The sequence below is a fragment of the Collinsella sp. AF16-8 genome (assembly GCF_003462695.1).
Classification (GTDB): domain Bacteria; phylum Actinomycetota; class Coriobacteriia; order Coriobacteriales; family Coriobacteriaceae; genus Collinsella.
Genome location: NZ_QRXX01000010.1, coordinates 11,440 through 34,579, shown reverse-complemented (window position 1 = coordinate 34,579; position 23,140 = coordinate 11,440). Strand labels below are relative to the sequence as shown.

The 23,140-nt window shown below is 61.6% G+C and carries 8 protein-coding genes and 1 other RNA gene; 2 read left to right on the top strand and 7 right to left on the bottom strand.

Going from position 1 to position 23,140, the window contains the following annotated elements; genetic code table 11:
* Window positions 1-48 precede the first annotated feature (48 nt).
* Window positions 49-921 (bottom strand): nitroreductase family protein, encoded by an 873-nt coding sequence (locus DWW73_RS08975; RefSeq protein WP_117779383.1) that lies wholly within the window; start codon window positions 919-921, stop codon window positions 49-51.
* Between the two features lie 214 nt (window positions 922-1,135).
* Between DWW73_RS08975 and DWW73_RS08970 the strand changes: the two genes are divergently transcribed.
* The gene (locus tag DWW73_RS08970) at window positions 1,136-3,436 is read left to right on the top strand and encodes an LTA synthase family protein (protein ID WP_117779382.1); all 2,301 of its coding nucleotides are present in this window, start codon (window positions 1,136-1,138) and stop codon (window positions 3,434-3,436) included.
* A gap of 556 nt (window positions 3,437-3,992) precedes the next feature.
* On the opposite strand, the gene DWW73_RS08965 is transcribed toward DWW73_RS08970, so the two are convergent.
* The 4 genes from DWW73_RS08965 to DWW73_RS08950 all read right to left on the bottom strand — a co-directional run bounded on the left by DWW73_RS08965 (window position 3,993) and on the right by DWW73_RS08950 (window position 13,278).
* Entirely contained in the window at window positions 3,993-8,081 is a 4,089-nt protein-coding gene (locus tag DWW73_RS08965; RefSeq protein ID WP_117779381.1) for a fibronectin type III domain-containing protein, read from the bottom strand.
* Window positions 8,082-8,882: 801 nt separating this feature from the next.
* Entirely contained in the window at window positions 8,883-9,434 is a 552-nt protein-coding gene (gene bilS, locus DWW73_RS08960) for a flavodoxin family protein BilS (RefSeq protein ID WP_117773858.1), read from the bottom strand.
* A gap of 127 nt (window positions 9,435-9,561) precedes the next feature.
* A complete protein-coding gene (locus DWW73_RS08955) occupies window positions 9,562-11,421 on the bottom strand; it encodes an ABC transporter ATP-binding protein (RefSeq protein WP_117779380.1) in 1,860 nt (619 codons plus the stop codon).
* Window positions 11,422-13,278 carry an ABC transporter ATP-binding protein gene (locus DWW73_RS08950; RefSeq protein WP_117779379.1) on the bottom strand — a complete coding sequence of 619 codons (1,857 nt, stop codon included), beginning with the start codon at window positions 13,276-13,278 and terminating at the stop codon, window positions 11,422-11,424.
* 213 nt (window positions 13,279-13,491) lie between these two features.
* Here DWW73_RS08950 and DWW73_RS08945 point away from each other — a divergent pair, with 213 nt between their 5' ends.
* Window positions 13,492-14,523, top strand: a complete 1,032-nt coding sequence (locus DWW73_RS08945; RefSeq protein WP_117779378.1) for a hypothetical protein — start codon at window positions 13,492-13,494, stop codon at window positions 14,521-14,523.
* Window positions 14,524-14,871: 348 nt separating this feature from the next.
* Here DWW73_RS08945 and ffs read toward each other — a convergent pair.
* Window positions 14,872-14,967: signal recognition particle sRNA small type (gene ffs / locus DWW73_RS08940), an RNA gene on the bottom strand.
* A 94-nt stretch (window positions 14,968-15,061) separates the two neighbouring features.
* Window positions 15,062-22,915 carry a Spy0128 family protein gene (locus DWW73_RS08935; RefSeq protein WP_117779377.1) on the bottom strand — a complete coding sequence of 2,618 codons (7,854 nt, stop codon included), beginning with the start codon at window positions 22,913-22,915 and terminating at the stop codon, window positions 15,062-15,064.
* Window positions 22,916-23,140: the final 225 nt, after the last annotated feature.

The following is a 23,140-nucleotide window of genomic DNA, read 5'->3' as shown; positions in this document are numbered from 1 at the left end:
CGCGGCGATATGGAATGTGACAAAGGGACGCCCCCTTTGTCACATTCGTCATTTTCCGAGCCAGTTTTTGAACCACCACTCCATAGAGCGGCTCATCTCGGCCATAAAGGGGCTCGTGTGCTTACGGGTGTAGATGTCGATGACGCGCTCGCCCACCTCGCGGGCGTGCGGGCGAAACATCGCATCCATCTCGGCCACCTGCGCATCCATCGTCGCGGCGTCGGCGCGACAATAACGCTCCTCGTGCACCAGGTTCACCACGGGATGCGCGATTGCCGGGCGCTCCTTACGGGGCGTGCCGATGATGAGCATCGACAGCGGCATGGTATAGGCAGGCAAGTCCAGCAGTGCGGCAACTTCCTCGGCGTTCTCGACGATATCGCCGATATAGCAGCTCCCCAGCCCCAGAGATTCGGCGGCGACCACGGCGTTTTGAGCGGCGATCACGGCATCCTGCGCCGCGATGGCAAAGTCGCCCAAACCCGGCGCGCGGCGGGGCGCCTTGCCCATGCGCTCGACAAACTCGGGTTCAAAGCAGCCCACGTGCTCAAACAGATCGATCCACTTGGCATAATCGACCACAAATATAAGTGCCCAGGGCGCCTTGGCGATCATGGGCTGGTGATCGCACAGGTCGGCCAGACGGTCCAGCGTAGCCTGCTCGCGAATGCTCACGATGGAATACATCATCATGGCGCCCGCCGACGGCGCGCGACTCGCCGCATGCAGAATCGCCGCCCGCTGTTCGTCGGTCACCGCCACGGGACGGTCGCTGTCATCGCGCGCAAAAGCGCGCGTGGACGAACGGTGCTCCAAAATGTCCAGTACCGCGTTGCCCGTAGTCTCGACCGGATAGCCGTACGTATCCACGACCGCAGCTCCGTCGCCGCCCATGTCCGCCTTGCAAACCTGCTCGCTCATCGCCCTACCCTCGCCATTTCTTTAAGAAGCCTTTACGTTTCCGTGTAATTCCCGTCCATTATCGCGCAGGTGGGCACTCCATTGCGCAACACCGCCATACTCGCGCGTTATTATGGCTGGTTGTTGTACGCAGCCGTCAAATGCTGCGCATATCTCGGTAACAATCGGGTTAATCCCCGCTTTCGTAGGTTTTAAGTTTGTGAGGAGTCTCAGCATGTTCGCTGCCGCCATCTCGCTCGTCGGTCTTGCGGCGACCGTCTACCTTGTCTTGCGCGAGGCCAAGGCCATTCGCGCACAGTCGGGCACCGTTGCCAAAAGCGCTCTTGGGTGGAGCGTCGTCTTCGGCCTGTTCCAGCTCTTTTTGACCGTCTGGGGCGCTATTGGCCTCGTCGCCCAAAACGAGCCGCTCGCCTTTGTGATGCTCATCCTGACCAACGCCATCCTCACCGGCTGCGCTTGGGCCAGCATCGCCCGCGACCGCATCGCCCCGCGCGTCTTTGCGTTCGCCTCAGCCGACGCCCCCGCCCCCACCGGCAAGCTCGCCCGCCTGCGCGGTGCCTTTGTGGGCCGCCCGCTCGTCGCCGCCGTCTTGTGCCTGCTGCTCGCCGGCGTCTTTGCGCTGCTGGGCATGGAGGTCTCGTCCAACCACGACTTTACCTGGGTCTACCCCCTGTGCATCCTGCTCGAGTGGGCCATCATCACCGTGCTCATGGTCGGCTTGTTCTTCCTATTCCAGCGCCACGGCGCAGCTCCCGCCGTCCTGGCCTTTGCCCTCTTTGTCCTGGGCATTGCCGAGTTCTTCGTCATCACGTTTAAATCCATGCCCATCCAGCCGGGCGACCTTTCGGCCATCTCCACTGCCGCCGCAGTCGCCGGCAACGGCTACACCTTCTCCATCTCGCTGTTCTGCGTGCTGTCCATGGGCTTTACCGCCATCGCCATGCTGCTATGCGAGTACGCCGGCATCGTGGCGCCGCATCGCCAGAAGGGCGCGGCCAGCGCCAAGCGCATGCTGCTCACCAACCTACTCGTGGCGGTGCTGTGCCTGGGCGGCGTGACCGCACACGTCACGCTCATCGACTACTACAACACCCTCGGCATCACCGTCTACACCTGGCGCCCGCTCGAGAGCTACTGGCGCGAGGGCTATCTGCCTGCCTTTATTAGTGCAGCGCAGTCCATCAAGCCGCCCAAACCCGCCGACTATTCTGTCGATGACGCCAAGGCCACGCTCAAAAAGTACGCCAAGGCCTACGACAAGTCCGACGCCGCCAAGAGCGACGAGCGCACCGCCGCAAAGGAGCAATTCGACAGCGAGAAGCCCACGGTCATCGCCATCATGAACGAGACCTTCTCGGACCTGTCGATCTATCAGAACATGCGCGCCGGCTACGAGGGCCCGCAGTACTTTAAGAACCTGTCCAACTGCCTCAGCCGCGGCAAGCTCTATGTGAGCGCCTACGGCGGCGGTACCGCCAATACCGAGTTTGAGTTTATGACCGGCAACTCCATGGCAAACCTGGGCTCGGGCGTGTACCCCTACACCATCTACAACATGGAAACGACTGGGAACCTGGCAGAGCAGTTCAAGTCGCTCGGATATTCCACCACGGCCATGCACCCCAACCACGCGACCAACTGGAACCGCGAGAACGTCTATAAGGACTTTGGCTTTGACCAGTTCCTGTCCATCAACGACTTCCAGGGAGCCGACACCCTGCGCGGCATGGTGACCGACCAGGCAACCTACGACAAGATCCTTGAGCTGCTCGATCAGAACGCCGATCCGCAGTTTATCTTCGACGTGACCATGCAGAACCACTCGGGCTACGACACGGGCCTGCTGCCGGTCGACAAGCAGATGCACCTGAACATCGACACGACGGACCTGGACGCCAAGACCGTCGAGGACGGTACGCTCTCCGATGTCGACGAGTATGTCTCGTGCATCGAGCAGTCCGACCAGGCGCTTCGCTACTTCCTCAACGCCCTGAGCAAGCTCGACCGTAAGGTTGTCGTGGTGTTCTGGGGCGACCACCAGCCGTTCTTCCCGTCCAAGTTCAACGACAAGTGGTTTACCGGCGAGGATGATGCCACGCACCAGGAACGCCTGTGGCAGACTGACTACATCATATGGGCTAACTACGACGTTGCCGGTTGCGACCAGACGAGTGAGGTCGACGACCTGTCCACCAACTACCTGTCCACCCAGCTGATGCAGCTGATCGGCGCCCCGCTTTCCGACTATCAGAAGGCGCATATGACACTGCGCGAGTCGCTGCCCGCCATCAACTCCGTCGGCTACGAGGACGCCAGCCTGCGTTGGGCGCTTTCCTCCAACGTCACCGGTGACGACGCCGCTGCCGCAGCCGCCACCAAGGCGCGCGAGGATTACGCCAAGATGCAGTACTACGAGATGTTCCGCGATGGCAAGAACGTCTACACCGAGCACTTCCAGACCGAGGCCAACGAGACCGACCCCAACCTGGCACCGGGCACGACCAAGATTAAGTAGCGGGTCGCTCATAACTGAAACGTCTGTCCGGGCGGAGGCATATAAGGTTCCCCGCTCGGACAGTCCTGCGCAAGACGGAGGCCACATTAAGTGGCCTCCTTTGCGTGCGGAACTCGCGATGAACCTTATATGCCTCCGCCTGGACAGACGCCCTGATGTTGGGGCGTGGCTTGTCTTGGGTGTATCGCCGAACATATATAAGTTGAAGGCCACGTTATGTGGCCTTCTTTGTTTGCGGAAAGTATGTCCCGGAATTCTTGTCTGGAATGGGATGCAGTTTCCGCTTGGGACCCGATTGGGAAAGTGTGTCCCACTATTCAGCTGGATTCCGGGATGTATTTTCCGGTTGAGGACCCTTTGGGAAAGTGCGTCCCGGTCTGGGCGCTCAAACTGGGATGGATTTTCCGGATGAGGGCTTGACGGAAAATGTGTCCCGTTCCGGGCGCTAATTGTGGGATGCAGTTTCCGCTTGCGGAGTCTCCACTCAACAGAAAACCCGGGTGGCCTGTTTTTTGGCTACCCGGGTTTTTGGGTTGTCGATATGTTCGACTGGCTACTAGTGGGTCTTGCGGCGCTTGATCAGCATGATGAGGGCTATCACTACGAGCGCTGCTCCCGCTGCTGCTGCGGTGGCGACTAGGGCGAATGTTTGGTCGCCGGTGTTTGCGAGGTTCTTCGCTGTGGTCGTAGTCTTGACCTTGGTGTCGGTCTTAGCTCCGTTGTCGGACTTGGGCTTGTCCGGGTTCGTCGGGGTCTCAGGAGTCTCGGGGTCCTTTGAGCCTTCGGAATCGGTTGGGCCGGCGGTGTTTACCAGCGTATGGTCCAGGAACTTCTTGGCGCCCGCACTTGCCTGTGAGAACAGGCGGCGCGTGCGGATCGGGGTGGCGTTCACCGTTGTGGGCGCCGTCTCCTCGGCCTCGATATTCACGAGCGTCGTGCCGGTGTCGAGGCCCACGTCGTTGTATCCCACGTGGCAGCAATACTGCGCACCGTCATCGTCTGCGGTCAGGTCAATCTCGAGCTTTGAGGCCGTTCCAGCCGCGAGGTTGCCATCGGCACCCACGAGCTTAAACTCTGTCTCGCCGCGGCCCTTGCGGTACCACATATAGGTCGGTGCCAGCCCTGTTTCGCTATCGTCGGCACCGAGTTGCTTCACATGGCCAATCGCCGAGAGCGTCAGGTGGCTTCCCGCCGTGCGCTCAACCGAAGAGTCGTATCCAAGATCCGACCCCTCCGCAGCATCCGCCGCAGGTCCGCTCACGGTCATCGTCATGCCATCGGGCATGGTCTTGACCGTGATGATTGCCGAGCGAATACCTGTTTCGGTCGTGGATCCATTCTTAACGGCGGCGATGGCGAATCGATACTCCGTATTGGGCTGCAGCCCATCCCACTTGAGCGAGGTTTGCGTGTTGTCGGCAATCTTCCAGCTATTGACGACCGCATCCGCCGCATTGCTCTGCAGCATGCCCACGCCGTAGCTAAAGCCACTCTTGTTTGCGAGTACATCGTCCCAGCTAAACGTAACGCTGGTCGAATCGACGGCGTTTGCCGTAAAGCCCGTCACGGCCGGCGCGTCGGGCATCTCGACGTCCTTAACGTCATAGCCCACGATCCAGAACTGGTCGGTGTCCTTGGTGCCGAGCTTGTCGCCCGAGTCTGCCTCGAACTTGTCGACATCCACCGCGTTGACGCCCAGACGCCACACAAAACCGTACTTGCCCTGCGCGGCCTCGGGCAGGTTGTCGACGGTGCCGCCGTATTCGGTCGATTCACTCGAGGAGTTACCCGTAGTAAAGCCGGCGTTGGCACCAAAGCACAGGCCGCCAAACAACTCGTGCTTTGCGAGCTTCGCGCCCATGACAACGCTGCCGTTCAGCGTCAAGCCGAGCTCGAGCTCCTGCTCCTTGCCCTCCTCGACTTCGATGGTCTGCTCAATGCTCGCCCCCGACTGCGCGGCGGCGCCGTTAAACCCATCGTGCGTGTAGGCGCGCGTTACGCCAGGCTTGCCCAGGCCAAAGGAATCCCCAACGGGAGTCTCGCCGTTGAGCGTCGTTTGATAGGTTCCGGGTTCTCCCGACCGGTTGGTCAAAAAGTAGCTGAGCGGCGTCATATTGTGCTGTTTGGCAATGCGGTCATAGGCCTCGACATTAACGACCGAGGTCTGCGCGCCGAGCGACACGGGCGCCGCCATCACGCCCTTGCCACCAGTTTCCTCATTTTCGATCTCATACTCGTAATAGACCATCGGAATCGTGTAGAGCACGGTCTTGTCACCCTCGCCGGCATGCGACTCATAGCTTACGTTTGCGCTGACCGTGCGCTCGCTCCGGTAGTCATAGCATCCCTCGGCGGCAAAATCGACTGAAGCATTCATCGCAACCAGGGGCGGACCGGTCTGCACCTCGACGGCAACGCCCAACTCGGCGCCAATGGTATAGCCCTGGGATGTCCCCGTGCCCTTTTCCTCTCCGTATGACGTGCCGCCCAACACCAGATAGCCGTATGCCTGCTCCAGATCCTCAACATAGGGCGCATCCTGCAGCACGGCAAGCACGCGCGGGTTGGTATAGACCTTGTAGCGGTCCTTGTACGTGATCTTGACGCTGTCGTTGTCGACATCGGGCAGCGCGAGCGAGATAAATGTGCCATAGGTAGTGCCGCGACGGTTGCTCTCGCTAATCACCTGCTCCTCGCCGCGGCGCACCTTTCCGTTCTCGTCGAGCGAAAAATGCGAGGCGGTCATCCAATAGTAGTCATCGTTCTTGCGCAGGTCCTCGTCGCGGTGCTTGCCCACCACGGCGATAAAGCTCTCGTTATAGCGGTCCGAACCCGAGACGCTGCCCGCCTTGACGTCGCTGATCCACACCTGCTCTATACCCTTGTGGTCATGCTTGTTGCTGCTGTTGTATTGCTGACCGCTCATGCTCATGGTTCCGACCATGGACCCCAAGCCCTGAGCCCCGCTCTGTGCCGTGTTGCAGGCAAAGTCGCGGAACACATCGCCGCCCACGAGCACCTCGTCGACCGCCAGCTGCTCGAACAGGCCGTCAAGGTTGGCAGTGGCAAGGGCAATAGGCGCCAAGGTGCACGGATAGCGCTTATCCTGAGCGCTATCCTTCCATGCGCTGTTGGGCACATGCATCAGCCCATAGGAGGCGAGGAGCCCGTCTCTGTATTCCTTGCAATCGGAAAGCTTGAACTCGCCAGACTCCGAGTCAAAATACGCGTAGCGGTACAGCGCGCCGTACAGTCCCTTGCTGCCGTCAGAAGCGCCGTAATCAAAAGCGCTGCGTTGCCAGTCATAGCCCGCAAGAATAAGGCCCGTGACGGTTTCACCCGTCTTCTTTCCTTCTTCATCGTAGGCGGCAAACGTGCCGAACGTCGCATTCGCAGCGACCATGGTCTTGCCGTTCGCGGAGAGGGAGATTGCGCCCGCGTCGCCCAGAGCATCGACATGGACGAGCGCACCCTTGGATGCATCCCACGAAAACAGCTCGCAATGCGTCGACTTATCAATATTCTTCTTGCCGTAGGGTGCCGAGACCACGATGGCGAGGTCATCGCAAAAATCGCGATCGAGGTCGCCGGCCGCTAGCGAAACGACAGGAGCTGACTGAAGCTGCGTCCAGGAGTCGTTCCCGCCCTTGTTGTGCGTGGTGTAGTCCGCGGCGTTACCGGCATCGATCTTGACGACGCTTTGCTTCCAGTTGCCGCCCTCCAAGTCATACATGTCGACTACAGCCTTGCGCACGCCGTTCTCGTCGACATAGCAGCCCGCGTAGACAAAAAGCTCGTCGACGCCGTCGCCATCGACATCGCCCGCCTCGACATCAAAGACGGCGTCGTGCTCTTGCAGGTAACCGGCATCCAGGTACTTAAAACGGCCTTCGTACATCATATTAGTGTTGACCGTCACCGGCAGGTGTGTGTCGAGAGTGCGCGTACGCCCGTTGCTAAACGAGTAGAGGACCAGCTCAACCTTTCCGGCGTATGACTTGCCGTCAATCGTCGTGGAGGAACTGTCGCCGTAGGCACGGAGCTCGGCAACGCGGCTCTTTTTGCCCATGCTGGCGTCGCTGCAGAACTCAACACTCGTGGCGTGAATGCCCGAGAAACCGTTGTTGTCGTTGGCGAGTACTGTTGAGGACTCATTGTTGCTTAGGTACGACCAGGTGCCGCCACCGTAGTCGCTATGCTTGTAGAGATCGCTGTTCGTATCGAAGTTGTTGACGTTTTGCCAGAACTTTGCGGCGCCCCACACACTTCCATAGCCATCGGTGAGTTTGCTGCTGCCGCCAATGTCACCGCGCTCGACGTTCTCGAGCTTGTCGCGCAGAGTGTAGCGATTGCCATGGCTACCGTTAGCTGCCATATAGACCTCGCTGCGCGTGGCAAACGTCGTGGGGGTATCAGTGGAATAGGGGCCAACGGTATCGGCCGGAATGTCCTCGCTCGTGCCCAGACCCAGGGCTTGATAATCCTGCTCGGTCATATCGGTGATTGCGGGCGCGTCTGCCGCCTGGGCAACCTGGGGCGTGGCCGTGAAGCAGGCGACGCTCGTGGCGATCAACGCAGCAAGCGCCGCCGTCCCAACAAGCGGGATTTTCGACAGCCTACGGATACGGGGGTGTGGAACGTACATGAGGGACCTCGCTTTACTCGAGTGGAGTGGACTCATTTTTGCAAATGATACGTCCGATGCCCGATATCACGTGTCTCATTTTCGCCAACGGCGTGTCTCATTTTTGAGAATCCGAGATGCCGCGGAAATCTTATCCCAGCTCAAAGGCCATTTCTGGGATGTGTTTTCCGTCGAGTGCCTCATCGGGAAACTGCATCCCATTTCAAGCGTCGATTCTGGGACGCACTTTCCCCTTAGACCCTCAACCGGAAACCGCATCCCACTTTGAGCGCAAATTCCGGGATGCATTTTCCGCTTGAGCCTCATTGGGAAACGGCGTCCCACTTTGAGGGCTGATTGTGGGATGCATTTTCCGGTTTTGCTCTCATTGGGAAAATGCATCCCGTTTCTTGACCGAATAATGGGACGCAATTTCCCGTTGGAACGCCTTTGGGAAAGTGTGTCCCACTTCGAACGCCCAGAGTGGGACGCACTTTCCGCAAAGCGCCTCAACGGGAAACTACGTCCCATTCCAAAGGCAAATTCCGGGACGCATTTTCCGAAAGCCTGCCCATCCGGAAAGCCCGTCCCACTTTGGACGCATCCGGGCACGGAACCATCGACCTATCAGGCCTCCCATCAATAAAGAGGCGTCCTCCCGGACGGCGGGGCACGAAGTTCATCGCAAGTTCCGCACGCAAAGAAGGCCACTTAATGTGGCCTTCGTCTTGCGCAGGACTGTAGAGCAGGGAACTTCGTGCCCCGACGCCCGGGAGGACGTTACATTTAGAAAGATGGGCCGACCGCCGTCAGCGATGGGAGCTACTCCCCCAGCACGGCCTTCTTGGCCGCCGCCGCCATGTTATCCATATCTTCCTTGGTGGGATGATCCTTCGCGGCAACCCAGTTGTCGAGCAGCATCTTAAAGCGGGCGTTGTCGGGATCTTGCTCGAGCATGGCCTCGTAGCGCTGCTTGACCGCAGGGCCCATCTTACCCTGGCACATCGCCCAGCCCGCAAGCTCGGCATCCCCAGCCAAATTGGAAGCTACGCGGTCGATAATCTGCTGGTAATAGCTCTGGTCGGCGCCAAAGCCGCAGGTGCCAAACAGGAACACGCGCTTGCCGTGCAAGGCGGAGAGCAACGCCGCGACCGAAGGCGTGCACGCGCCCTTGTCGCACCAAAAACCGACGAGCACCATGTCGGCCGCGCAGGCCCCCTGCGCCTCGAGCGCAACCTGATCTGCATCCGCATCGTCACTCAACGCCGCGGCATGGACAAACTCAACGCCCGCAGCCTGCAGAGCGCGCTTGATCGCACCCGAAACCATCCTGGTATTACCGCTCTTGCTGTTAACCACCAAAGAGCACGTCATAGTCACGTTGCCTCGTTTCCCCCAAAACTAAAGCCACTAATGCAATTTATTAGATGAATATCTTAGTACTAACGTGACAGATGTAAACCACCTTCTGTCGATTGATTAATTTGCCCCACGACCGTGCTTACTGGGCAAACTGGCTGCGGTAGAGCTCGGCATAGAAGCCGTCTGCCGCCAGCAGCTCGTCGTGCGTGCCGCGCTCGATAATCTGGCCGTCGCGCATGACCAGAATGCAGTCGGCGTTGCGGATCGTCGACAGGCGGTGCGCCACGACAAAGCTTGTGCGACCGGCCATGAGCTCGTCGAATGCCGCCTGTACCTGCAGCTCGGTACGCGTATCGATGCTCGACGTCGCCTCGTCCAGCAGCAGAATCGCCGGATCGGTGAGCATGACGCGCGCGATGCACAGCAGCTGTTTTTGACCTTGGCTAAACGTGCCGCCGTCCTCGCCGATGACCGTATCGTAGCCGCCTGGCAGCTGCACGATAAACTTGTGCGCGTGCGCGCGCTTGGCGGCCTCGATAATCTGCTCACGCGTGGCATCGGGGCAACCGTAAGCGATATTCTCCGCCACCGTGCCCTCGAACAGCCAGGTGTCCTGCAGCACCATGCCAAAGGCACGGCGCAGGCTCGAGCGCGTGTAGTCACGCGACGAGCGCCCGTCCACCACAATGCGCCCAGCATCGATATCGTAAAAACGCAGCAGCAGGTTGATGAGCGTCGTCTTGCCACAGCCCGTAGGACCGACCAGGGCAAAGCGCATGCCGGGCTTGGCATCGATGCAGATATCCTGCAGCAGTTTGCGGTCGGGCACGTAGCTAAAGTCCACATGCTCAAAGGCGACCTCGCCCTTCGGGGCGGCGAGCTCTACGGCGTCCGACGCGTCGGGCTCCTGCTCGCGCGCATCGAGCAGCGCAAACATGCGGCGCGCCGAGGCGTACGCGGTCTGAATTTGCGTAATGACGTTGGTGACCTCGTTGAACGGCTTGGTGTACTGGTTGGCATAGGACAGGAAAATCTGCACGCCGCCCACCGTGAGCGCCGCGGGCACGCCCGTGATCACGCCCACGCAGCCGATCACAGCGACCACGGCATAGATGATGTTGTTGATAAAGCGCGTGCCGGGGTTGGAGAGCGAACCCATAAACTGCGCGCGCTCACCCGCGGTGTAGAGCTCAGCGTTGAGGGCATCGAAGCGCTGCTGAGCGTGCGGACCGTAGGCAAAGGCGTCGACAAGTTTCTGCTCGCCCACATACTCCTCGATATGACCACCGAGCTGCCCTTGGATGCGCTGCTGTGCTGTAAAGCTCTTGTTGGAAAGCTTGGCGATGGCGCCGGCTGCAAAAATGGAAAGCGGCGTGACGAGCACCACCACGAGCGTCATGATCAGGTTGATGGAGAGCATAAACGCGAGCGTGCCAACGATGGTGATAACGCCGGTAAAGAGCTGGGTAAAGCCCTGCAGCAGACCGTCGCCGACCTGGTCGACGTCGTTGACCACGCGACTCATAAGGTCGCCGTGGGCATGGCCGTCGATAAAACTGAGCGGCATGCGGCTGAGCTTATCGCTCGCCTCCACGCGCATGTCGCGCACCGTTTCGTAGGACAGGCGGTTGACGCAGTAGCCCTGCAGCCACTGGAAGGCCGCTGCTCCCACCACGACGAGCGCGAGTTTGGTAACGAGCGGCAGCAGCGCGTCGAAGTCCACCTGACCGGCGGCAACGATAAGGTCGATGCCCTCGCCGATGAGGATGGGCGTATAGAGTTGCAAGATCACCGAGATGGCGGCGCTCACAAACGACGCCGTAAACGAAATACGGTGCGGGCGAACATAGCCCAGCAGGCGGCGCGTCACCGCGCCCACGGGATAGCGCTCGGGATCACCGGGTTGGCGCGGGCCGTCGCCCAGGTCGTTGAGGTTATCGTTGCCGGACACATTAGCGGTCATCGTGGCGACCGAACCGGAAGAAGTATACGGGTTCATCTAGCAACCCTCCTTTGAGCAAGTAGGCGCAGGGGCAGTCGGGGCGGACGCGGGCACCGTGCTCCCCTGCTGGCCCTCGAGCTCCTCGCGGCGCAGCTGCGACTGGCAAATCTCGCGATAGAGCTGGCAGCTTGCATACAGCTCGTCATGCGTGCCCAGGCCCGCAACCGATCCGTGGTCGAGCACGCAGATCATGTCGGCATCGCGCACGGTCGAGACGCGCTGGCTCACGATGACCGTCGTGAGCGGCAGCCCGCCCTCGGCGGCACCGCGCACGCTGCGCTCGCGGATGGCATGGCGAAGCGCCGCGTCGGTCTTAAAGTCGAGTGCCGAGGCGGAGTCGTCCATGATCAGGACCTGCGGCGAGCCCACTAAGGCGCGCGCGATGGTCAGGCGCTGGCGTTGGCCACCGCTGAAGTTCTTACCGCCCGCCTCGACCGGGGCATCGAGCCCCTGCGGCTTGTTGCGCACGAATTCGCTGGCCTGCGCCATATCGAGCGCCGCCCAGAGCTCATCGTCGGTCGCTGACTCGTCACGCCAGGTCAGGTTGCTGCGGATGGTGCCGCTCACCAGCGACGCGCGCTGCGGGACGGTCGCGACCACATGGCGCAGCTGGTCGAGCGGCCAAGTGCGCACGTCGGCGCCCATCACGCTCACGCTGCCAGCGCTCGCATCGTACAGGCGCGGGATAAGCGAAACGAGCGTGGACTTGCCGCTGCCCGTGCCGCCGATAATGCCGAGCGTTTTGCCCAGCGGCAGCTCCAGGGTCACGTCATTGACGGCGTTGGCGGCGCCCGTGCCAAACGAAAAACTCGCATGGTCAAAGCTCAGCGCGGAGACCGGAACAGCGTCACCCGCCAGGTCGCTCGGCTCGGGCAGTGCGACCGTCTCGTTGTCCTCGTCGGTGATGCTCGGCATGCAATTGAGCACCTCGTTGATGCGCGACGCGCTGGCGCTCGCCTTGGTAAAGACCACAACCAGGTTGGCGACGTACACGATGGAGGTGAGCGTCTGCGTCATGTAGTTCACAAACGCCATGACCTGGCCCTGCGTGAGCTCGCCCACGTTGACCTGGATACCGCCCACCCACAGGATGGCGCACACGCCCAGGTTCATCACAAGAAACGTGACGGGGTTGAGAATCGACGAGAGCTTGCCCACCGCGATGGCAGTATTGGCCTGGTCGTCGGCTGCCTGGGCAAAGCGCTCGCGCTCATGGTCCTCGCGCACGAAGGCGCGAACCACGCGGGCGCCCGAAAGGCCCTCGCGGCAGATAAGCGCGATGCGGTCAAGCTTTGCCTGCAGCTGCTTGTAGTACGGGATACAGCGCGCCATGACAAACCAAAACACCAGGCCGATGGCGGGCGTGCAAATCAAAAAGATAATGCCGAGCTTAAGGTCGATGGCAAGGGCCGCGACCATGGAGCCCACCGCCAGGAAGGGCCAGCGGATGAGCATGCGCACGCCCAGCGCCACAGCGAGCTGCACCTGGTTGACGTCGTTGGTGATGCGGGTGATAAGCGACGGCGTGCCAAAGCGGTCGAGCTCGGCATAGCTCAGCTTATTAATGTGCCCGTAGAGCGCACCGCGGATGTCGGTGCCCATGCCCTGCGAGGTCAGCGCCGCCATCTTTTGGCAGACGAGCGTAAACGAGATGCCGATTACAGCCATGGCGGCGAGCACCGCGCCGTAACGGACGACGGCGTTGACATCGTGTGCGCCGATGCCCTTATCAATCATCTGGGCAATCACCAGCGGCGTAAGCAGGTCAAAGATCACTTCGATCAGCTTGCACGCAGGGCCAATCACCATATACCGGCGAAACTTACCACCAAAACGCCTGAGCAGCTCAATCATAAAAAGGCGCTCCCTATCATCATTCACACTCAATTCGAACCATGATAGTACGGTGAGCCCAAAAGAAGCGTAAACAACTCGTCATTTCTAATGGGATTCGGTTTCCAGAGAAGCGGAGGGGTGCGCATGCCCGGTCAGCGGCGCGCCAATCGCTTGGTATACTTACAGTAGTGCTACCAGCCGAGCCGCCGACCCTTGAAATGAGGTGCCGAGATGAACGACATTCTCGCAAGAAGAGCAAGACGAGCAACTGTGGGCATCGCCCTTTCCGCGGCGCTTGTCGCGGGAATCGCCCCCCCCGTAACGGCGATCGCGGCAGAAACTAGCGCCCCCACCGGTGCGGCCGTTTCGCAGACGAGCGCCGCCAACGGCAATTCGGGCGCCCCGCAGACAGAAGACGCGGCCGCCGCAAAAGAAAAAGCGTATGCAGCCATGCAGGAAGCGCTCAAAAACCTCGAGGCCGCAAAAGACGCCGCAAGTCCCGAGAAAATTGCGAGATTCAATGATGACATTGCCGCTTTTCAAGAGATCTACGACATGGTGGTGACGGAAGCCGCCAAACGGAGGGAACCCCTTCCCGCCATGCAAGCGAACGTCGATGCAGCCCAAGCCAAATACGATGAGGCCCACAACCGGACAAGCGGCCTTCAGGCAGAATTAAATAAGGCAATCGACGACGGAGCTTCTAACGAAACTATTAAGCAGTTGCGAAGTGAGATCATGTCGGCAGAAAGGCGAGAAAAATCTTGTGAAGATGATCTACACCACTGCCAACGCCGGCTCGAAAGCCAGGAAAGACAGGTTCAGTATTTCGAAAGTGAGGCAGAGGAAGCCAAAGCCCACATCGATGAGGACGTAGCCAAGCGAGATGCGCTCCTCGACGATTTGGAAAAGGCGCAAGCGGCCTATGACGACGCCTGCAAGGCATACGAAGAGGCGAAAGCCGCGGCAGACAAGGTCACCTCGCCCGAGATAACGCAACCGACCGAGACAGTGCCTCCCTCCGGCTCAGCGCAACCCGCCGAGGCGACACCGCCCGTTGGCTCACCTGCAACCGGCAAAGACGCCCTACCAAGCTCCACCAAGCAAGCGAACACAAGCAGCGGCAAGCAAGCAGATACGACCGCCGGCAAGCTCGCAAACACGGGCGACACAGCACCGAGCGCAATCGCACTCGTAGCAGTCGCCGCCGCAGGCCTCGGAATAACCGCCACTGCCACACGCCGCATCAAGAACTCAAAATAGCTGCCAGCGGTTATTGTCTTCGCCAATCCACAAGCCCAGAGACAAAAAGAGGTCCGTTTCCCCACCTAGGGAAACGGACCTCTTTAACTGCAATAATTCAAACAACAGCACCGCCGCCTCTTAAACTACGTAGCCATCAATGCCCAGACAACGCCAGCGAGCAGCAAAAGGCACGGGATTAAATTATTCAGATAAATGTGACCCTTCAGGCGGTTTTGGTCGGCTACCCGCGAGTGCCGGCAGGGCGCTTGGTAGTCGAGCGATCCCGCAGGCGAAGCCGAGGACCAGCGAGACACCAAGCGCCCTGCCGGCACTCGCGGGTAGCCGCGGCACCAAAAAACGCCTGCGCACTCGATGGATTCGGATGCCCGACAGAGGCTCCTTATGGCTGCTTCCTTCCGGACCTGACCAGATTCGGAACATGTCGTCATCCGAACCCATCGAACGCGCTAGGCGCTCGGTATATCTTACCTGCTCCCGCCCGCCACGGCAAGTGGGGCGAACCCATCGGATGGATTCGCCCCACTCGTCCATATCGCTAGCGGCGCCTGCGGTACAGGACCGCGCCGCCCGCGACGGCCAGCGCGCCGATGCCGGCCATGGCGCCGAGCGCCTCAACCGGCAGGCTGCGGTCGCCGGTGTCGGGCATGCCGCCCTTGGAGCCGTCGCCGGAACCGCTATCGGAACCGCCGTCCGAGCCACCGCCCGGCGTGCCGGGGTTCTCGGGGGTGCCGGGGGTCCCGGGATTCTCGGCGTAGCTGTTGGTGAAGACTGGCGGCAGGTTGGCGTCGCCCTCGTAGGAGACCCTCGCCGACAGGTAGCCCGTCTTGGTGCCGTCTGCCGCCTCGTCGCCCACCGTGACGACGATCTTGTGCACCGCCTTGTCGTAGGTCACGTGCGCCTGGCCGTCGTCGACCTCGCTCACCGTGAAGGTGTAGGTGCCGGCCTGCTTGAAGGTCAGCGCATCGAACGTGACGCTGCCGTCCGCGGCATTCTTGGCGGTCGACATGACCTTGCCGTCCCGGCTCTTGAGCTCAAAGCTAAACTGGCCCGCCTTGAGCTCGGCGCCCTTGAGCACCTTGGCAGCGCCCAGCTTGAGGGTGACGGGTGCGGCCTGGTAGCCGTTGGTGAACGTCACCGAGTTGTCGCCCACGGCATCCGTCAGCTCGTGCTTGACGGTAAGCGTGCCGTTTCCGGCATCGGTGACCGTCGTGCGCACGCGGTACGTCGTCTTGTCGTACGTCACGCCGCCCGCCGTGCCGGCGACCTCGCGCAGTTCGTAGCTGTGCGTGCCGGGCGCGGTGTAGGTGACGGGGCTGAGCGCGACCGTGCCGTCGGCGGCGTTCTTGCCCGTCGCCACGACGCTCTCGCTGCCGTCAGCGGCAATCTTGACCAGCTGGAACTCAAACTCGCCCTCGGCCAGATCACGGCCCTTGAGCTTCTTGTTCACCTTGATCTGGTCGGTGACGGAGCTCAGCGTCGGATTCACGCCGTAGGTGTTGGTGAACTCGAACGCGCCCTTGCCCTCGGGCGTGCCCTCTGCGGGCAGGACTTCCGCGGCGAGCGTGCCCGCCTTGGTGTCCTCGACCACCCTGACCGTGAAGGTCCTGGTCGCCGTCGCGTCGTTGGTCACGCCGTCGACCGAGCCGGACTCGCTCACCCGGTAGGCGAACGTCTTGGTGCGCAGGCCGTCGCCGTCGATCTCGACGTCATCAAGGTCGCTCGGCTGCTTAAACGTGACGTGGCCCAGCGCGACGTTGCCGGTGGCGTCGTTGGTCGCCTCGGCCACCGTCTTGCCCGAAGCGTCAACCGGTGCGGGCGCGCCGTCCAGCGGCTCAATCTTAAAGGTGTACTTGCCCGCGATGTCGGCCTGCGTGAGGCCGAGTCCGGCCTGGCCGAGCGCCAACGTCTTGGTGCCCGCGAGGTCGACCGTCGCCTCGCCGGCGCTATAGCCGTTCACAAACGACAGCGTGCCGTCGGATCCCTCGGGGTAGACCACGACCACATCCAGCCCGCCCTTGCCGTTATCGGTCACCTTGACCGTAATGCCGAAGCGCGACACGGCCGCCGTCACGCCCGCGGGCAGCCGGTCCGTGCCGTCCTCGGATACGGTATAGGGAATGACCCAGGAGCCGTCGGCGGCCCTGGTGGCGATGCCGTCCGCCACCATCCGCTCGAGAGCGTCGGTGGTGTAGGCGATGGGCGAGAACGCAAGCCCCGCGGCCTCGCCGTCGCCGGAGGCCCGGTTGGACGCGGTCGCGACCACGTCGCCCCGGGCATCGCGGACGGAGAACGAGAACTCGCCCGCCGCCGCGGCGCGGCCCGTCAGCGTCTTGGTGGCGTTAATTGCCGCGTTGCCCTCGCCGCCGAGCGTTCCGGTGGCCTCGTAGGAGTTCTGGAACGCGACCGTCACGGGCGCGGGCGCCGCCATGGCGTCATCTGCCGTGGAGACCTCGCTGCGGGCGACCTCGACACCGTCCTTGGCAACTGTGGTCGTGACCGTAAGCTTGCCCGTCGTGGTGTCATAGCCGGGCGCGATGGTCACCGTGCGCGGCACGGTGTCGTTGGTGTAGCCCTCGCCGCCGAGCTTGGTCTCGGTGACGGTGAAGCTGTAGGTCTTGCCCGCGTCGGCGTCGGTAAACTTCACGTCGCTGCCCGCAGCACCGCCGATGAGGTCGACCAGGCCGGCCGCACCGTCATCGGCCGCGGCCACGGCGTAGGCGTCCTTGCCGGTCTTGAGGCCGAGCTTGGCGGCCGTCTCGGCGTCCGCGGTCACGGTGAAGGCGAACTGCCCCGCCTCCATGGCGCGGCCGGAGAGCGTCTTGGACAGGCGCACTCCCGCGCGGGCCGAGTAGTCGAGCTCGGTCGTGTAGGTGTTGACGAAGTCGCCGCCGCCCGCCTCCGCAATCGCGGGCGTCGAGGCCGTGAGGTTGCCGGAGCCGTCGTCGGTCACGGTCACCGTCATCGTGGCGACGTGGCCGTCGTAGGCCACGCCGGCGATGGCAGAGCCGTCAACGGGCCTGACCTCGCGCACCGTGTAGGTGAAGGTCTTGGCGCGCACGCGCTTGCCGCCGACCTCGGCGAACCCGGCGTCCTTGATGTCATCGAGCGTATAGCGGATGGAGCCGAAGTCGAAGGCGACCCTATCGCCCGCCTTGGTGCCGGCGGCGGCCGTCACGCTGACGGTCTTGGAGCCGTCGGCAGAGCCCTCGGGCATGGGGGCGCCGCTCTCGCCCGTAAGCGTGAACTGGAAGCCGTCGCCCTCCGCCCAGTCGCGGCCCTCGAGCGTCTTGGTGAAGAGTCCCGCGGTAGAGACGTCCCTGCCCTCGGTGGCCGTTCCGTACGTGTTGGTGAACGCGACGGTCGCGCCGTCCTCGGTCACGGCACCCTCGGCCTTGGAGCCGTCGGCCCCGTTGACCGCAGTCGTGTAGCCCTCGGCGGCATCCTCGGTCACGGTATAGTGCGCGCCCACGGGTAGGCCGGAGATGATCTTCTCCCCGCCATCCTTAAGCGTGAAGTTCGCCTTGCCGTCCGCGAACGTCACGGCGTGCTCGCCCTTGCCGAAGGTGCCGGAGACGGGCTCGCCGTCCCCGTCGGCCAGCGCGACCGTGAAGCCGAACTCGCGCTGGCTGTCGCCGCCGACGACCGTCTTCTTGACGGTGAGGTTGCCCCCGCGGGGCACGCTGTTGTGGGTCGTGTTGGTCTGCGACTCGTTCTCGCCCACCTTGACCGTTGCGGTGTTGGCGATGTCGTCGACCACGGCGGCTTCGGCGGAGACCTTCACGTCGAAGCTGAGCGTGCCCGTGGCGCCCGCAGCCTGCTCGCCGAGCGACCAGGTAAGGGTGCGCGTCGCGGCGTCGTAGGCGGCACCGTCGGCAGAACCCTCAACATAGTTAACGCCCTTGGGCAGGACATCGGTCACCGTCACGTCGGCCGCCTGCGCGGCGCCCCTGTCGTCGACGCCGTTATTGGCCCAGCCGATGGTATAGGTGAGGGTATCGCCCACGCCCACCGGTTTGCCATCCACATCGACCTTGGCGCCCGAGGCGTCCGCCTTGGTGACGGTCTTGGTGTTGTCGTGCGGCGTGAAGGTGTTGGTGAAAGTCTTCTTGCCCCGCTCGTTGGAGATCTCGGCCTTAAGGCCGGCGCCAGTCTGAGTCACCGTGATGTCGAAGGTGTAGGCGTGCGCATCGTCCTCAATCAGGACATCGCCGCTTGCTTTCTCGGTCACGGTCGCGTGGTAGGTGCCCAGATTGGTGAAGCTGAGCTCGCCAAAGGAAACCTTGCCGTCCTTGCCATTCTTCGCCTCGATTGGGTAGCCCTCGAGAACATTGCCCGCACCGTCGGTGAGGGAGAGCTCAAAGACGAACTCCCCCTCCTGGAGGCCGGGCTTGCGGCCGCCCGCGAGCACCTTGGTGAGCTCGGGGACGGACGCCGTGGCGGGGGCGGGGTCGAAGGTGTTGGTGAAGGCGGCGAAGGAGACCTGGTCTGCCGCGATGGAGCCCTCGGCCTTGGAGCCCTCGGCTCCGTTCACCGCAGCCTTGTAGCCAGCGGCGGCGCGCTCGGTCACCGTGTAGGCAGTTCCCGCGGGCAGCCCCGTGATCCTCGCCGTCTGGCCATCTTTGAGCTTGAGGGTCGCCTTGCCGTCCTCGAACGTCGCGTCACCGTAGGTGCCGGACACTTTGCGGCCCATGGCATCGGTGGCCTCAACCACAAACTTAAATATCTTGTCCGCGTCGACCGCCAGGCCCTCGCGCGCCACGACGGTCTTGGAGACGTCGAGCTCGCCCGTCTGCACAGTGTTGGTCACGGTGAAGCCGTCCTTGGCGTCGCCGGTGACCTTAGAGCTGTAGCCCTCGACGGGCACCTCGGCCACGGCGTAGTCGATCACGGCGCCGGACTTGGAGTACTTGGCCAGGCCCTCGAAGGAGCCCTTCCAGTTATTGGACTTTGACAGCTCGATCGACTGGCCGGCGTCCTCGCCGTCGGCGAGCAGGCGCACGGTGGCCTTCTTGGCCGCCGGGCCGACCCACTTCTTCTCGACGGGCACCGAGACCTTGGCCGTGGAGTTGTTGGTCACGGTGAAGCCGCGCCCGGCGTCGCCGGCGACCTTCGAGCTGTAGCCCTCGACGGCGTCCTCGGCCACGGTGTAGGCGACCTCGGAGCCGGACTTCGAGTACTTGGCCAGGTCCTTGAAGGAGCCCTTCCAGTTATTGGACTCGCTGAGCTCGATCGACTTGCCGGTGTCCTTTCCGTCGGCGAGCAGGCGCACGGTGGCCTTGGCGGCCGCCGGGCCGACCCACTTCTTCTCGACGGGCACCGAGACCTTGGCCGTGGAGTTGTTGGTCACGGTGAAGCCGCGCCCGGCGTCGCCGGCGACCTTCGAGCTGTAGCCCTCGACGGCGTCCTCGGCCACCTTGTACTTGATCACGGCGCCGGAGGCATCGTACTTCGGCAGGTTAGAGAAGACGCCCTTCCAGTCGTCAGACTCGCTCAGGGTGATCGAATCGATGACGGTATCGCCGTTCTTGAGATTTACTTTGACCTTATTAGGATGGGGAATCCTGGGGTTCTCCCAGACCTTTTTGATGGGAATGTCGATGTTCTCGGACTTGCCGATGATGACACCGCCGTTGGCGCCGATGCCGCCTCCCCGCTCGGCCGTATTGCCAGAGATCGTCAGCGACGTCTGACCGCGGCCGAGGTTATACACATCCTCGCTCATCACAGATTTAAGCGCGACGTTCGGCGTGGCGTCGGTAAAGGACAGGGGCTCGCCGTTGCCACCGTCGGGCGAGAATCGCGGGATTTCGGTGTTTGTTTTCGCATAAGTGCCTTCGGGGTTAAACAGCCCACCGTCTCTGTACCAGCTGACCTTTCCGCCGCCCGGAGCGCGGTTGGCCAAGGTCAGTTTGTATTTGGCGTCTTTGAAGCCGGTGAAGACGAGGTCGTCTCCCGCCTCATCGGCCGAGTTCCTGGCGATCAGGCCACCGTTCTGGACGTAGACCTTGGCATCTCCGGTCGGGCAGAACCACATGCCGCCGCCCTGCTTTTTCGCATGGTTATCAACAACGAGAGCGTTTTCGATATGGAGCGTGCTATAGACGAGATACTCGTTGCCTTCGCTATATACGCCGCCACCCATATTCCGAGCAGCATTGTCCTTGATCTCGCCCGCACTGAGGATGACGTCATCTGAATAGGTATAGACACCTCCGCCGGCGGAAGCGGAGTTACCCGATACGGAGCCACCTTTCATAGTGAAAGCGGTACGGTCCCTACCACCCTGCTGCAGGCCGCGATCGACCACGCACACTCCGCCGCCTTTGCCATCAGAATACGCAATATTGTCCTCGATCTTGCCGCCCTTGAGGGTAAACTCAGCATTCCCTTCGACGTGCACTGCGCCGGAGGGAGTTCGATTCCCAAGCTTATAGCCTCTGTTGCGCACAAGCTGACCACCGGTCATCTCAAAGGAGGCTCTCTGGTTACGAGCCTCGCTGTACATGACCACCGCGCCGCCCTGATAGCCGGCGTTATCCTCGATACTGCCGTTACTCATCTCAAGGTGGGCATCGCCCATCAGCATGATGCCGGTAGACGAAAGGTAGTTACCATCGCCGTCCGTGGAGAAAGACACGTGATTCTTACGGATAACGCCGCCCTTCATGACAACATGAGCGCCGTCCTTCGCGTGGACAGCGCCGCAATACGCGTCCTTAAGTTCGCACTGCTCGATAACGCCGCCCGTCATGGTAAGCGAAGCCTTGTCTCCCGACGCGTCGACAACACCAGTATTGACGGTGCTCGCAGCGCCGTCGCACACAACGGCCTCGTCAGAGAGCACAACTGCTCCCTTGCTAGAAATAATGGCGCCCTTGTTGTAGCGACCACTCAGGGACACTTTCCCCGACAGCTCGAGGGATGCCCCCTCGGCAACATTGACCAGTACGGAGAAGCCGCTTTTCTTTGCCAAGATGGCATAGGGCTCATCCGACGTGATCTTAATCATCTTCCCGACAGGAATCGTGAGCGTGGAGTCAAGCTTCACGTGCTTTTTCAGGGTGATGACGGTTTCCTCGCCATCGGGGGCCTCGTTGACCAGCTCCTGAAGGGTCTTGGTGCTGTCATCGCTCACGGTACCGCCGACGCCGTCATCGATGGACTCGCGCGTGTAGACGATATCGACGCCAGAGGACGGGAGGTTCCCCGAGCCTTTGATGTCGTCCCTGCTGTTTTCGATTGTGATCTTCTGAACCGTGCTGTCGTCAAACATACCCAAGGGTATTTTGGTGAGGCCGCGCCCGATCGTCACATCCCTCACGCCACCTACGCCCGAGAAGGCCGCCGTGCCAACGGAAGTCACGGAATCCGGAATGGAAAGCTGCTCCGGCAACGTGCCGTAATAGAAGGCGTAGTTGCCAATTGTCTCAAGTGTCCTGGGAAGCTGGACGGCGACGTTGCTCTGGATAAAGGCCCACTCACCGATACTCTTCAGGCTGTCGCAAAGCCCCACGATCTTAACCGGTGTGTAGCAGAACGCATTGTCCGGAATGTTCTGAAGCGAGGACAGGTCCACGGACGCCCGCAGATTTCCGCACTCGCGAAAAGCCGCGCTGCCCATCTTTGTCACTTTGCTCAGGTCGGGCACGCTCACCAGGCTGGCGCACCCCCGGAAAGCAGAGGATCCGATGCTCTTCAATGTGCCCGGGAAATCGATGCCAGTTAAACTCGAGCAATTCTGAAACGCCCCATCCCCGATGGACTCGATTTCGCTCAGCGCGGTGACGGACGTTAGAGAGGTGCATCCGTCAAACATGTACGAGGGGATCTTGGTAACCGAAGCGGGCAACGACACACTTGTCAGAGACGTGCAGTCTTGGAACACGCCCACTATGGTGTCGTCGAAGGCGACATCTTTTGGAAACTCGATGCTTGTGAGGGCCGTAGCTCCTCTGAAGGCGCCCGTGCCCGAAATCATTTTGAGGGTGGAGGGGAGATCGATCTCCGAAAGGCTGCTGCAGCCATTGACCATCGAGTTGGCGCTAATCTCCTCGACGCCCTCATCGAAATAGAGCCTTTCGAGCGAGCTGGAGTTTTGCAGCGGGCAATCGAAGTTCTTGATAGAGCCAGGGATATGGAGCTCCTTGAGCTTTGCGAACTTCCTGAAATGGAATCCTCCTCCGGACATTTTTTCGAGCGTGTCGGGGAGCGTCAGCTGCTCAACGTTCTTGGCCACGATATCAGACGAGAAACGAAATTCGGTGACTTTGTAGGTCTGGCCACCATGCTCGATGGAGCCGGGCACACTCACCGCGGTCACACTGTCGTCAGCAACAATACCTTTGATTTCCGCCGTGCCCATATCCGTGGTCTCGCACGAATAGGTCACGCCGTCCTGGGTGATCTCAAACCCCTCCGCAGTATACGCAGTCCGCGATTCCGTGGCCGCATATGCGACACCGGCCGTCGCGCCAACGGATAAACATCCGAAGCCGAGAACCAGCGCAAGGCAGAGAGCAGCGACTCTCTGCCCCCCCCCCGCCGAAAACTTTCCTCTCCAATTCCCTTCTCCCCCTCTGGTGTCGCCCTCTCTTCCCAAGAGCGATCTATTGAT

Excerpts from the sequence above, each read along its gene's own strand:
- DWW73_RS08975 (WP_117779383.1), bottom strand. The coding sequence starts at position 921 with ATGAGCGAGCAGGTTTGCAAGGCGGACATGGGCGGCGACGGAGCTGCG.
- DWW73_RS08970 (WP_117779382.1), top strand. The coding sequence starts at position 1,136 with ATGTTCGCTGCCGCCATCTCGCTCGTCGGTCTTGCGGCGACCGTCTAC.
- DWW73_RS08965 (WP_117779381.1), bottom strand. The coding sequence starts at position 8,081 with ATGTACGTTCCACACCCCCGTATCCGTAGGCTGTCGAAAATCCCGCTT.
- bilS (WP_117773858.1), bottom strand. The coding sequence starts at position 9,434 with ATGACGTGCTCTTTGGTGGTTAACAGCAAGAGCGGTAATACCAGGATG.
- DWW73_RS08955 (WP_117779380.1), bottom strand. The coding sequence starts at position 11,421 with ATGAACCCGTATACTTCTTCCGGTTCGGTCGCCACGATGACCGCTAAT.
- DWW73_RS08950 (WP_117779379.1), bottom strand. The coding sequence starts at position 13,278 with ATGATTGAGCTGCTCAGGCGTTTTGGTGGTAAGTTTCGCCGGTATATG.
- DWW73_RS08945 (WP_117779378.1), top strand. The coding sequence starts at position 13,492 with ATGAACGACATTCTCGCAAGAAGAGCAAGACGAGCAACTGTGGGCATC.